Origin of the sequence: Fodinisporobacter ferrooxydans (assembly GCF_022818495.1) — a bacterium.
Classification (GTDB): Bacteria; Bacillota; Bacilli; order Tumebacillales; family MYW30-H2; genus Fodinisporobacter; species Fodinisporobacter ferrooxydans.
The window spans coordinates 1,828,465-1,841,558 of sequence record NZ_CP089291.1 but is presented as its reverse complement, the minus strand read 5'-3'; the positions used below and the strand labels follow the sequence as shown (position 1 = coordinate 1,841,558).

General features: G+C 47.0%; 10 protein-coding genes. 2 read left to right on the top strand and 8 right to left on the bottom strand.

Annotated elements, in window-relative coordinates; all coding sequences use genetic code 11:
• Positions 1 to 7: 7 nt before the first annotated feature.
• The 6 genes from LSG31_RS08855 to LSG31_RS08830 form a co-directional block, all read right to left on the bottom strand.
• On the bottom strand, positions 8 to 1,000 hold the full coding sequence (locus LSG31_RS08855) for a diacylglycerol kinase (protein WP_347438938.1): 993 nt from the start codon (positions 998 to 1,000) through the stop codon (positions 8 to 10).
• Between the two features lie 131 nt (positions 1,001 to 1,131).
• Positions 1,132 to 2,553 carry an Asp-tRNA(Asn)/Glu-tRNA(Gln) amidotransferase subunit GatB gene (gatB, locus tag LSG31_RS08850; protein ID WP_347438937.1) on the bottom strand — a complete coding sequence of 474 codons (1,422 nt, stop codon included), beginning with the start codon at positions 2,551 to 2,553 and terminating at the stop codon, positions 1,132 to 1,134.
• A 3-nt stretch (positions 2,554 to 2,556) separates the two neighbouring features.
• Positions 2,557 to 4,023, bottom strand: coding sequence for an Asp-tRNA(Asn)/Glu-tRNA(Gln) amidotransferase subunit GatA (gatA, locus tag LSG31_RS08845; RefSeq protein WP_347438936.1), 1,467 nt, complete (start codon positions 4,021 to 4,023; stop codon positions 2,557 to 2,559).
• A 7-nt stretch (positions 4,024 to 4,030) separates the two neighbouring features.
• The gene (gatC, locus tag LSG31_RS08840) at positions 4,031 to 4,321 is read right to left on the bottom strand and encodes an Asp-tRNA(Asn)/Glu-tRNA(Gln) amidotransferase subunit GatC (RefSeq protein WP_347438935.1); all 291 of its coding nucleotides are present in this window, start codon (positions 4,319 to 4,321) and stop codon (positions 4,031 to 4,033) included.
• A gap of 393 nt (positions 4,322 to 4,714) precedes the next feature.
• Positions 4,715 to 5,689: an MraY family glycosyltransferase gene (locus LSG31_RS08835; protein ID WP_347438934.1), complete on the bottom strand. Its 975-nt coding sequence runs from the start codon at positions 5,687 to 5,689 to the stop codon at positions 4,715 to 4,717.
• A gap of 290 nt (positions 5,690 to 5,979) precedes the next feature.
• Positions 5,980 to 6,411 carry a cupredoxin domain-containing protein gene (locus LSG31_RS08830; protein WP_347438933.1) on the bottom strand — a complete coding sequence of 144 codons (432 nt, stop codon included), beginning with the start codon at positions 6,409 to 6,411 and terminating at the stop codon, positions 5,980 to 5,982.
• Positions 6,412 to 6,618: 207 nt separating this feature from the next.
• Here LSG31_RS08830 and LSG31_RS08825 point away from each other — a divergent pair, with 207 nt between their 5' ends.
• Positions 6,619 to 6,777 carry a hypothetical protein gene (locus tag LSG31_RS08825; RefSeq protein WP_347438932.1) on the top strand — a complete coding sequence of 53 codons (159 nt, stop codon included), beginning with the start codon at positions 6,619 to 6,621 and terminating at the stop codon, positions 6,775 to 6,777.
• A gap of 157 nt (positions 6,778 to 6,934) precedes the next feature.
• On the opposite strand, the gene ligA is transcribed toward LSG31_RS08825, so the two are convergent.
• Together ligA and pcrA are read right to left on the bottom strand one after the other, a co-directional pair.
• Positions 6,935 to 8,971, bottom strand: a complete 2,037-nt coding sequence (ligA, locus tag LSG31_RS08820) for an NAD-dependent DNA ligase LigA (protein ID WP_347438931.1) — start codon at positions 8,969 to 8,971, stop codon at positions 6,935 to 6,937.
• A gap of 31 nt (positions 8,972 to 9,002) precedes the next feature.
• Complete coding sequence (gene pcrA, locus LSG31_RS08815) at positions 9,003 to 11,231, bottom strand: DNA helicase PcrA (protein WP_347439471.1); 2,229 nt, start codon at positions 11,229 to 11,231, stop codon at positions 9,003 to 9,005.
• 217 nt (positions 11,232 to 11,448) lie between these two features.
• On the opposite strand from pcrA, the gene LSG31_RS08810 reads away from it, so the two are divergent.
• On the top strand, positions 11,449 to 12,657 hold the full coding sequence (locus LSG31_RS08810; protein WP_347438930.1) for an MFS transporter: 1,209 nt from the start codon (positions 11,449 to 11,451) through the stop codon (positions 12,655 to 12,657).
• The last annotated feature ends 437 nt before the right edge of the window (positions 12,658 to 13,094 follow it).

Genomic DNA, 13,094 nt, shown 5'->3' with positions numbered 1-13,094 from the left:
TCCTCCATTACCGCAGCGATTCTTCAATCATATACTCCACCATCTCATCCGAATCGGACTCATTACCGGAAATTGCCTGAATGTTGTTTTTTACTGCTACTTGCAAATGATGCTTGAGAACTTGGAACTGCCGAGGAAGTGCGCCGCCATACTCGCCGTCTAAATTTAAATCGACTTGTTCATCGCTTTTCACCACTAAATGATTTGTATGAAAATAGTCAATTCTGTCGCTGGCAATATGTTCTCCTCGCAAGGCCAAAGTCGCTAACCGTATCAATTCGGGTATGCTCATGGTTTTGACAAGCAATACGTCAAATACTCCATCGTCAATTTTGGCATCCGGTGCAATACGGTGAAATCCGGCTACCGAACTGCTGTTCGCGATCAAACACAGCATGACTTTACCGGAAAATGAATATTCCGGAGAGTCGAGATCCAGGTGAATGGGGCGGATTTGCGGCAATTTTTCAAAACCTTTCATGTAATATGCCAATTGGCCCAGAATGGTTTTCAATTTGCTGGGAACCTCATAGGAAATTTCAGTCAAGCGGCCGCATGCTGCAATATTTATGAAATACGATTCAGAATTCGCCATTTCTTCTGAAATAGCAGTTACTTTCCCTACATCCAACGGCACATAATTTTGCTCAATAATCACCTTGCAGGCTTCGATCGGATGACGCGGCAAACGAAGCGCCCGTCCCAAATCATTCGTCGTTCCTGCCGGAATGATTCCCAACGGCGGCCGATATTCACAACGGGAAAGGCCATTGATCACTTCATTGATCGTACCGTCCCCGCCAGCAGCGACGACCAGATCAAACTGATGGAAAGATGCTTGCCGGGCGGCTTCCATCGTATCCTCAGATCCCTTCGTAGCGTGACAAGACGTTTCAAATCCGCCATTTTCCAATATGTCGAGCATATCAGGCAAATGATTGCGTAAAATCTCTTTCCCTGACGATGGATTATAAATGATACGCGCACGTTTTCTTTCCATAAGGAAATCCTTCCCAACCCAATCATACTTAAAACATCAAGATTCTATCGCTTTCCTATTGCCTTCCTGTCCGCTTTAACGCCTCAACCCCCGCAAAAGCTGCAGGGGTGTCGAGAGATTCGTATACGAATCTATTGCAAGCGTCCAATCAGCAATTGATTGACCAACTGGGGATTCGCTTTTCCTTTTGTCTCTTTCATGACTTGACCAACCAATGCACCGATCGCTTTTTCTTTCCCAGCTTTAAAATCTTCGACTGATTTTGGATTTTTCGCAATCACTTGATCGATGATTTGCAGCAATGCGCCTTCATCACTGATTTGAACCAGGCCTTGCTCCTGGATGATCGTATCCGGATCCTGGCCTGTTTCCATCATGCTTTTGAATACTGTTTTCGCAATCTTGCTGGAAATCGTTCCGTTTTCCAGCAGTGCAATCATCTGTCCCAAATGTTCGGCTGACATCTTCGAATCTTTCAGTTCCAAACTGTTTTGATTGAGGAAGCCAAGCAATTCTCCCATAATCCAGTTGCTCGCCAATTTCGGGTCTGCCACAAGTTTTACCGTCCGATCAAAAAAATCCGCCAATTCTTTGGAAGCTGTCAGTACGTCTGCATCATATTCCGGCAGGCCAAACTCCTGAATCAAGCGCTGTTTTCGTTCTGTCGGCAACTCAGGAATCATCTCCCGAATCCGCGCTTTCATCCCTTCATCAATCATGAGCTTTACGAGATCCGGATCCGGGAAATAGCGATAATCATGTGCCTCTTCTTTCCCGCGCATGCTGGTTGTAGTAGCCGAAGCTTCCTCCCAGCGTCTCGTTTCCTGGACGACTTGCCCTCCTGATAACAGGATATCCCGTTGCCGCTCTTGTTCATACTCCAGGCCACGCTGTACATTCCGGAACGAATTCATATTTTTCAATTCCGCTTTTGTCCCGAACTTCAATTGCCCGACAGGCCGCAGCGAAATATTCGCATCGCAGCGCAAAGATCCTTCTTCCATCTTGCAGTCGGATATTTCACAATACTGCATAATCGCTTTTAATTTTTCCAGATATAAACGCGCTTCTTCCGGTGTACGAATATCCGGCTCCGATACAATTTCGATTAATGGAACTCCGACCCGGTTAAAATCTACCAATGTTCCGCCCATCGTATGTGTAGATTTCCCCGCATCTTCTTCCAAATGTACGCGTGTAATGCCGATGCGCTTTGTCTCGCCATTGACTTCAATTTCAATATAACCGCCCAATCCTACCGGCTGATCGTATTGGGAAATCTGATACGCCTTCGGTGAATCCGGATAAAAATAGTTTTTTCGGTCAAATTTGCTGATCTCGGATATGTTGCAATTGAGAGCCATGGACGCTTTCACAGCCAATTCCAACGCGTGTTCGTTAAGTACAGGCAAAACTCCCGGATGTCCTAAGCAAATGGGACAAACATTGGTATTCGGGGGAGCGCCAAATTCAGTCGAACAATTACAGAAAATCTTGGACTTTGTCGCAAGCTCTACATGCACCTCTAAACCGATGACTGTCTCGAATTCCATGAATTATTCCCCTTTCCCCATGTTTGAACGCCGCTTCACATGATCCGTATTTTGCTCAAACGCATGAGCGACACGCAAAACAGTCGCTTCGTCAAACGCTTTGCCAATGATTTGCAAGCCTACAGGCAAGCCATTGACAACTCCGCACGGCACGCTGATCGCTGGAATTCCCGCCAGATTTACAGGAATCGTACAGATATCATTCAAATACATCGTCAATGGATCATTCACTTTTTCGCCGATTTTAAACGCCGTCGTCGGTGCAGTCGGCGCAAGAATCACATCATATGTTTCAAATACCTGCTCAAAATCCCGTTTGATGAGTGTACGGGTTTTTTGTGCACGCAAATAATACGCATCGTAGTAGCCCGAGCTTAACGCATACGTGCCTAACATGATCCGCCGCTTGACTTCCGTGCCAAACCCCTGGCTGCGCGTCTGTTTATACATATCGATCAAATTCTCCGAGTCCACCCGCACACCATAACGAACACCGTCATAGCGCGCCAGGTTGGAAGACGCTTCTGCCGGCGCCAATAAGTAATAAGCAGCCACCGCATATTTCGTATGGGGCAACGATACTTCATCAACCGTTGCTCCGAGTTTTTCCAACTGTTGAATTGCTTCCCGCACCTTCTCGGATACGGCAGGATCCATTCCTTCACCAAAATATTCTTTCGGCACAGCCACACGCAGGCCTTTGACATTTCCCGTCAATACGTCCAAATAAACGGGTATTGCCACATTGGCGGAAGTTGAATCTCTGTCGTCATGTCCGGCGATTGCTTGCAGCACGACTGCAGCATCTTCGACCGTCCGCGTGATCGGACCGATCTGATCCAATGAAGAAGCATAGGAAATGAGTCCAAAGCGACTGACCAAACCATACGTTGGCTTCAGTCCGACTACACCGCAAAACGCTGCCGGTTGGCGGATCGATCCGCCCGTATCAGAACCCAATGCAAACGGGATTTCGCCGGCAGCAACAGCAGCCGCCGACCCGCCGCTGGAACCTCCAGGCACATATTCCGGATTCCACGGATTCCGCGTTGGGAAAAAAGCCGAATTCTCATTGGACGACCCCATCGCAAATTCATCCATATTGAGCTTTCCGACGATAACCGTCCCGGATTGCGCAAGCTTGTCCACAACTGCTGCATTATACGGAGGTATATAATTGCCCAATATTTTGCTGCCCGCTGTTGTGCGTACGCCTTTTGTACACATGTTATCTTTCAGGGCTGCCGGAATGCCGAACAATATTCCAAGCTTTGCGGCATCACCGATGTTTGCATCCAAATGTTGCGCACGCTCTCTTGCCTGCTCCCCTGCAACTTGCAAAAATGCATGGATGTCCGGCTCTGTACTTTCAATTCTTTGCAGCACATCTTCCACCAGTTCGGATGGTTTCACTTCTTTGCTGACAATTGCTGTATGTATATTGCGTAACGAAGCATCGATCTGACTCATGTATATATTATCCCTCCATGACTGCAGGTACACGGAACTGTCCGTCTTCTTCTTCTGGCGCATTGGCTAACGCTTCTTCATTGGAAAGCCATGGTCTTGCTTCATCTTTCCGTACCACATTTGTGATATGGAGCACATGGCTGGTTGGCTCTACATCCGCTACATCCAATTCTTGCAATTGATCCGCATAATGAAGAATTTTGCTAAGCGTATCCGCAAATTGCTCTTTTTCCTCATCCGTAAATGTCAAACGCGCCAAATTGGCTACGTGCTCCACATCTTGAATTGATATTGTCACTTTTCCACACCTCCGCGCGATTCAAAACCCATTGAAAAATTATACCACAGGGATTTGTTGCAACAAAGAGCACATTGAAAAAACTACAAAAAGGGCCAAACAAGCAACGTATACACGTTTTTGTTCAACCCTTTGCCGATAATTTGCAAGTAAAGCATTCAAAAGCAAAGCATTTACAAGTACTATAAGAGGATGTTCAAAAAGTAGTCAAAACTCCACGGCGGATTGCTTTGCCGAATCCCAAAGAGATTTACTCATGTACCAAACACGTACACTCCGTCGCCTTTTCGTGCTTCGGCTTCGCACTCCTTGTGTCTTACTTAACCACTTTTTGAACACGCACTATAAGTAAATACGGGGAATTTCGTTGAACGTGCGGTATCGTATCGCGCCTTATCGATTCGCCAGCAAAACTACGATGGATGCAAGGGAGAAACAGATTCCCAACAGATACAGGAAAGTCACGGTCTGAATCTGCGACATGCCGGAACGCATCAATTGATGAAACGTATGTCCCTTATCGGCAACATGCAGCGGTTTTCGTTCCTTGACACGCTTCAGCATCACATAGAAGAAGTCAAAAATCGGGACGCCAAGTGCCAATACGGGAACCAGGACGGATATCAAAGTTGCCGACTTGAATGCACCGTCGACGGCGATCGATGAAAGCATAAACCCTAAAAACAAGGCACCCGAATCGCCCATAAAAATTCGGGCAGGGTGAAAGTTGTGGCGCAGAAACGCCAATGAAACGCCGATCAACGTAATGGCCAATACAGCCATATCCGTTTGCCCCTTCAAAATGGCAATAAAAAACAGCGTTGTCGAAGAAATCGATGAAATTCCGGCAGCCAGCCCGTCCACGCCATCGAGGAAATTCATCATATTGGTAATCCCGACAACCCATATACAGGTGACAAGTATTTGCAGCCACGGCTGCAATGTATAGTATGACTGGCTATACAACCCAAACGGAACATTAAATCCTTCAATCCGGATATTGCCGACCCAGATCAACGCGCCCGCAGCGGCAAACTGCATGATAAACTTCGGCCATGCAGGAAAATCAATGCCGCGGGTTTTGAAAAAATCATCGACAAACCCTGTAAAAAAAACGATGCTCCCACCCAGAAACATTCCTAAAAATTCACGGCTCCATTGCCGTCCCGTCCCATCCCCAATGATCAGAGCCGTAACGACAAAGCCAATGAAAAGCGCAACTCCGCCCATCAGCGGGATCGGGGCTTTATGAATTTTCCGATGATTCGGCAAATCGACAAACTGAAGTTTCAAAGCAACTTTGCGTAAAAAAGGAACAAGTGCATACACAATCGCAAACGCCAGGACAAACGTATATACATAAGTCATAATCCACTGTTTCCTCCTGCCTAAGGGCGTGAAAGAAAATTATTTATAGAGTTTCGTCTTTTCTTTCCATTCATACATGAAAGTTCAACCAATCTATAGAATCCTAGGCTATTATACCAGAACTATATAGACATGTCATGATGAATCTGAACTATGGCACTATAGTATGGATCCTTATGCTGCCTTCGAGAATAGGATCGTTTTTATGGCCCGTTCTCATTCCATCAATACATAGGCGAGGAAGAAACAGGAACTCGCTGCTTTTTTGACCTTTGTGGAACTTTATGAGATTATTTCACATGAATTTTCGTAAACATTTGATCATGTCCGGAACCGCAATAAATGTTGCAGCGAATCGTATACGTGCCCGGTTTCGTCGGCGTCCAGGCTATTGTCTTGGCATCACCGGGCGCCAGCGGCTGATTGACCGATGTGCCGTCAATGCTGAATCCATGTACGCCTTCTTTATCAGTCACAACAAACTCGATCGGCTGATTGACTTTAAAATCCGTTTTATCCAACGTCCATTTGAAATCTGTAGCCGTTACATGTGCCACCTGGGCATTCCCGCCTGCTTTCGTGGAAGGTGCCGTGCCCTGTGAAGCGTTATTCGAAGCAGATGGCGATTGGCTTGTATTCCCTCCAGCCCCGCAAGCGGTTAAACCAAACGACGCCAATAAAGCAAGCGCAGCAATCGTTGCTGATACAAAGCGTTTTTCCATGTCATTCCCTGCCTTCTTCATGCAATTTTCTATTTATGCTGCTTACTGCCGCAACACGATTGATAGAATTCCAATTTCACGAAACCATTATTGCACGTTACACAAATAAAGTGAATAGGCTCGACATTCCATCATATTTAGTCCTTGCCGTTCATATAGTTTTATAAACATATGTTTTAAAAATAGACGCGGAAAGGAGTTTTCGCTTTGATCCTGAATTCTACCGTACTTTTGTATCTGATTGCCATTCCCGTTATATTTGCACTCGGCCGTTTATCTGCAAATATTACCTTCCTGCGCGTAAAACGGCGGAAAAGAAGGAGACCCGGGCGCATCGAATTGATGAGTCGCGGCAGAGATTCCTAGTATGTATACATAAAGTGAAACTTGAATCAAAGTATCAGACTCCCGCCTCTAAGCGATCGCGCAGGTGGGATGTATCAATCAGGTGGAGTATCCTTTCCACCTGATTGCCCGATGTTTCCGCAGACGGAAACGGGTTTATTTTCTCAATTTCCATATATTACCCATCGATTCCGATTTGTTCCAATGCTTGTATAAACTCCTCTTCGTCCATGACCTGGATCCCTAATTCCTGAGCTTTTTGGAGTTTGGAGCCAGCCTCCGCACCGGCAATTACGATATCGGTCTTCTTGCTGACACTACCCGTCACTTTTGCCCCTAACGCCTCCAGTGTTTTTTGTGCGTCCCCTCTTGCCATGGAAATCAATGTTCCCGTAAGCACAACCGTTTTTCCGGTAAAAATGGAATTCACAGAATCTGTGACAATGCCCGCCGCAGCAGATTTATGCAGCGGCTGCACCCCTTTTTCCAACATTCTGGCAATACTCATGCGATAGGTGGCATCCGCAAAAAAGTTCAGAATGCTTTCGGCGACAATGTCCCCCACGTCCGGCAATTGTATCAATTGATCGTAGGTTGCTTCCATGACATGTTCCAGGCTGCCCAATTCATCTGCCAGCATTTTTGTCGTACTTTTCCCTGTATTCGGAATTCCCAACGCATACAAAAATGCTGCCAAATCCCTCGACTTGCTTTTTTCGATCGCATCCAGCAGATTCTGCGCTTTCTTTTTCCCGAACCGCTCCAAGGCGACGACTTGGTCAAATGTCAAATCATATAAGTCTGCAGGATCGCACACATGCAGCTCCCGATAGAGTTGTTCCGCTGTCTTCTCGCTGAATGTTTCAATATCCATCGCATCGCGGCTGGCAAAATGGGTAAGTCTGCCGATAATTTGCGGCGGACATTCCAAATGGTTGATACAAAACAAATGCGCCCCCCGCTCGACCAACGCGCTGCCGCAAGCAGGGCAGTATGCAGGGAGAACAATCGGCAGACCGTCTGCGTCTTCCATGACCTTGCCGAGAATCTCCGGAATCACATCGTTGGAGCGGCGAATATACACAAGCGACCCAATGGCGTGTGTGAGATTTTTCCGTTGAATGTCTCCCCAATTGTTCAGGGTACAGCGGGAAACGGTAACGCCGCCGATATCGATGGGCTCAACTCTGGCGTTAGGCGTCAGTTTGCCTGTACGTCCGACTTCCCAGGCAACATCGAGAAGTGTGGTTTGCAGCTCTTCCGCCGTAAATTTAAATGCGATCGCCCAGCGCGGGAATTTATCCGTATAACCGAGAATCTGTCGCGTGCGCAGATCGTTTACCTTGATCACCATTCCGTCAATCAAATAATCGAGCTGTGAACGATTTTCCATGAACTGTTCAATTGTCGCAATGGCTTGCCCGATATCTGTACATACATAAAAGAACGGATTTACCTTTAAGCGGTTTTCTTTTAAAAAGTCAATCGTCTCCGCATGTGACGCAAACGATCGCCCTTCGATATATCCGATATTGTAGAAAAACGCATCCAGCTTCCGTTCTGCCGCAATCCTGCTGTCTTTGGCGCGCAATGCCCCGGCAGCCGCGTTGCGGGCGTTTTTCAACGGTTCCTCATGTGTTTGATTGTATGCCTGAAGCACAGACAGGTACATAATGCCTTCGCCTTGCACTTCCATTTTTCCCGTAAAAGGGATGCGTGCCGGAATGCTGCGGATCGTCTTTGCCTGCGCCAAAATCCCTTCGCCGACTGCACCGTTCCCCCTGGTAGCCGCTTGTACCAGATAGCCGCCTTCATATGTAAGATTGATCGTCAAACCATCGTATTTTTGTTCCAATGTATAGGCAACGGGAGGCAGAGGCTGATCGGGATGTTCGGCGTTGTACTCTGCAACCAATCGTTCTATACGTTTTTGCCAATCATAAACCGCCGCAAACGATTGTGCCTTATCCAGGCTCCACAGGCTTGCGAGATGCCGATGTGGCGCAAACGCGTCAATGATTTCCCCGCCTACCCGTTTCGTCGGAGAATCGGGAAATATCACGCCTGCTGTCTCTTCCAATTCCACCAGCTCATCATACAGCTTGTCATACTCCGAATCGGAAACTTTCGGGTCGTCCAATGTGTAATAAAAGTAATTGTATTCATTTAAAAGATCGACAAGTTGCCGCATACGTTCTTCGATTGTCAATTCCATAAACGTCCTCCACCTGTATCTGCTTTCCTGTTTATCCTTTCGAGATCGGCGCAAAATTTGCCAACAGCTTGCGTACGCCGACGGGCTGTTCAAATGCGATGGTCAATTCCTGATCCGTCGGACTTCCCGTTACATTGACAACCGTACCCGTACCCCACTTTCGATGCATGACACGGTCCCCGGTCTGCCACTTTGTGCCTGCGCCTGTTTCCTGCGGTTGGGCGCTCCATCCCGCACCCACATGCGAGCGGGGAGCTGTCTGTCCGAATCGTGCATTCCCGATGTTCCCGAATCCGAGTCTATACGATTTCACTTCTTCGATCAGTTCCGGCGGGCATTCTTTTAAAAAACGGGAAGGCATGTTGCTTTTTGTCTGTCCGTATAATGTGCGCGTCTGGCAAGTGGTCATGTACAATTTTTCTTCCGCCCGCGTAATTCCGACATAACAGAGTCGCCGTTCTTCTTCCATTTCATCCGGATTATCGTATGCACGGCTATGCGGGAAAATCTGTTCTTCCAATCCGACGAGAAATACAACCGGAAATTCCAGGCCTTTTGCACTGTGCAATGTCATCAGCGTGACACGGTCATTGTCTGTCTCATCGCTTTGCTGCTCCACTTCCGATACCAAAGCGACATCTGTCAGAAATGCGGACAAATCGGCACCTGGCTGTTTTTGATCAAAATCTTTCGTGACGGATAAAAACTCTTCGATGTTTTCCAGCCGCGATTCCGCTTCCAGCGTCTTCTCCGCCTGCAGCTCTGCCTTATAACGGGTCAGTTTCAGGATCTCTTCGGTGATCTCCGTGATGGACAGATACTGTGTCATCGTTGCTAAATTGCGGATGAGCAGGCAAAATTCCCGCAACAGCCTGGCAAAGCGGGAGGACAACCCGATTTGTTCCACTTCTTGCAGCGCCGCAAACAGGGAAAGCCCTTTTGCGCCTGCATATTCGATCACTTTGGCCAGTGTACTGTCGCCGATCCCCCGCTTCGGAACGTTAATAATTCGACGCAGCGATATGTCATCCTGCAAGTTATTGATCAGGCGCAAATACGCCAAGATATCTTTGATCTCTTTGCGGTCATAGAATTTGATCCCGCCAACGAGCTGATACGGGATGCCTGCTTTCAAAAACAGTTCCTCGATCACACGGGACTGGGCATTTGTACGATAGAGGATGGCAAACTCCCGGTATTTTCTCCCGGATTTGACACCATCTGCAATCTGCTCTGCGATAAATCCGGCTTCCCCATGTTCATCAAACGCCCGGAACAGTTGGATCTTTTCCCCTTGTCCCTTGTCGGACCAAAGGTTTTTTGCCTTTCTCGACCGGTTGTTTGCGATCACCTGGTTGGCCGCTTGCAAGATCGTTTTCGTTGACCGGTAATTTTGTTCCAGCTTGATCACGGTCGCATTCGCATAATCCCGTTCGAAATTGAGAATGTTGGAAATATCAGCTCCCCGCCAGCGGTAGATCGACTGATCCGAATCGCCGACAACGCAAAGATTGTAATGGGCTTCGGCCAATACCTTTATAAGCTTGTATTGCGCATGATTGGTGTCTTGATACTCATCGACATGAATAAATTGAAATTTTTTTTGGTAAAACTCCAAAACATCCGGGTGTGTTTCGAACAATTCGATTGTCTTCATGATGAGGTCGTCAAAATCCAAGGAATTGTTCATCCGCAACTTTTTTTGATACTGCTCATATACATTGCCGGCCAGCTTTCCAAAATAATCATTGGCATACTGTTTTTGTTCTTGAAACTTTTTCACTGACTGCAATTCGTTTTTCGCCTGGCTGATCAGCGTCTGAATGGCTCTTGGCTCAAACTTTTTGGCATCGATATTCAATTCAGACATACATTGTTTGATCGCTGTCAATTGATCGCTTGCATCGAGCACGGTAAATGTACTTGAAAATCCGATTTTTTCAATATCTCTCCGCAAAATCCGTACACACATGGCATGAAACGTCGATACCCAGATATCTTCCGCCACATTGCCCACAAGTTTTGCAATCCGCTCCTTCATTTCTTTTGCCGCTTTATTGGTAAACGTGATCGCCAAAATACTCCACGGTGCGACCCGTTTGGAGATGAGATAGGCGATGCGGCGAGTCAATACGCTGGTTTTGCCGCTTCCTGCGCCAGCCATTATGAGCAGCGGTCCATATTGATGCGAGACAGCCTCCCGCTGTTGCGGATTCAGACCCGCCAATAGTTCTGCATCGTTCTCGAATGTAGTTAACATCATACCAGTATCAACCTTTCGCGATCGTTCCTTACACATCAAAAATCGATCATTTCTACGTGCTATCAATGTATAAGAACAAATGTATTTTTTCAATACCACAAGCTGGTTTCCGTTTATCGGTGTTTTTTGCCAAAAATCTTTCGAAAAACAAAATTGACGGAACCTCAAATCCATCGTAGTATTTCGGTAAACGAAGTGATCGGCAGGAGATCCTATGGAAAGCTGGAAACGAAATCTCTGGATATTGTGGTTTGGGGTGCTTTTGGTTAGTTCAAGTTATACGATGATCATTCCATTTTTACCTTTATTCGTGAGCCAATTAGGTGTCGCCCATCATGTGAAAGTATGGGCTGGCATACTTTTTTCCGTTACATTCTTTTTCAGCTTCCTGTTGGCTCCATATTGGGGCTCGCTTGCCGACAAATACGGCAGGCGCAGCATGATCATTCGCGCAGGAATCGGCCTGATCGTAACATACGGACTTGGCGCATTCGTCCAAACGCCCTGGGAACTCTTGGGAGTCCGTGTGCTGCACGGCCTTGTAAGCGGTTTTGTCCCAGGATCGATTGCCTTGGTCGCAACAAATACCCCGGAAAAACATATGGGCTGGAGTCTTGGCATGATGGCCACAGCTAGTTCCACTGGGGGAATCTTGGGTCCATTAGTCGGCGGTATCTTATCCCATTTGTTCAGCATTCGCGCTTCGTTTCTGATCGCCTCTGCCTTGTTGGTCATCGCAACTTTGCTGATCACACTGTTCGTCAAGGAAGAAAACTTCCATCCCGGCAAACCCCGCAGTCGCATTTTATCCGATTTAAACATCGCATTTCATAACCGCCCGTTCGTAGCCATGCTTGTAATCCTGATTATCGTTCAGATATCCATCATGATTTTGGAACCACTAATCACATTATATATCAAAGACTTGCAAGGGCGAATGGAAGGAACTGTTCTTCTGTCCGGAATCATCTTTTCTGCAGCAGGAATCGCCAGCATTTTGTCCGCTCCGCGCTGGGGGAAGATCGGCCAGAAACAAGGATACCGAAATGTTTTGATTTTGTCATTGGCCGGCGGCGGACTGCTCAATATCGCCCAGTTGTTTGCGCATACGGTGTGGATGTTCGGCTTGATTCGTTTTCTCTATGGATTGTTTATCGCGGGCGTATTTCCAACGATCAATGCGATGATTGTGGAGCGTACAGATGCGGAATTTCGCGGTCGGGCATTCGGTTTGAGCACAAGCGCCAACCAGTTTGGCTCGATGGTTGGTCCGCTGGTCGGCGGCGTCTTGGGCGGTTGGTTGGGTATCCAGTACGTATTTGTCATCACTGGTATTCTATTGTCGCTGACAGCCATTGCGGTGATCTGGGCCAATCGGAAATCGCAGCAATTGGTCAGACACGTGGAAAAAAACTCCGTTTAAATCCGCTTGACAAGGGTTTGTTTTTCGCTATATTGATATATAATACCATTAAAGATTGTTTTATAAGTTGATCATGCGTATGACGCTTTTTAAACATTCTAACTTTTTGAAAGCTAATTTTCCATTCTCCCATATAGAAAAAACGTACGTACGAGGACAAGTACCCTTGACATCGCCTTCAGAGAGAGAGTGCCGTCGGCTGAAAGTGCTCTTGGTTTCCGTCATCGGAAAAACAACCTCGAAGTTTCTCTTTTGAACCGCTGAATTTCTCCTCATGTGCCAGCATTCTTTCCCAAAGAATGCGATCGGCAAGACAGGATGCATGAGCGTAGAAAACGGCCCAGTATGGAGAGACGGCGCCGACCGTTATCCTGGAAAATGAGGATCTGGTTTGTCTGCATAGTTGAACATGCGAACAATGCCATGATCGAATCAGG